The sequence below is a fragment of the Bacillus pretiosus genome, from assembly GCF_051294775.1.
GTDB lineage: Bacteria > Bacillota > Bacilli > Bacillales > Bacillaceae_G > Bacillus_A > Bacillus_A wiedmannii.
The window spans coordinates 1-299 of record NZ_JBPPHF010000253.1; the positions used below are offsets into that span (position 1 = coordinate 1).

1 pseudogene is annotated in these 299 nt (G+C 43.1%); it reads right to left on the bottom strand.

The features are described from left to right. Positions 1–299, bottom strand: a pseudogene (locus ACSG5Z_RS30750) (serine hydroxymethyltransferase); the annotation flags it as partial.

A 299-nucleotide genomic window follows, 5' to 3' on the forward strand; every position in this document is an offset into this window, starting at 1 on the left:
GTATACTGCCATGTTCGCTTGTGCACCAGAATGTGGTTGAACATTTACATGCTCTGCACCAAAAATTTCTTTCGCGCGGTCACGTGCGATTTCTTCCACTACGTCTACGTGCTCACAGCCACCATAGTAACGTTTTCCAGGATATCCCTCAGCATACTTATTCGTTAAAACAGAACCTTGCGCCTCCATTACTGCTTCACTTACGAAGTTTTCCGAAGCAATTAACTCAATCGTTGAACGCTGTCTTCCTAGTTCTGCCTCAATTGCAGCAAATACCTTTTCATCTTGACGTTTTAATT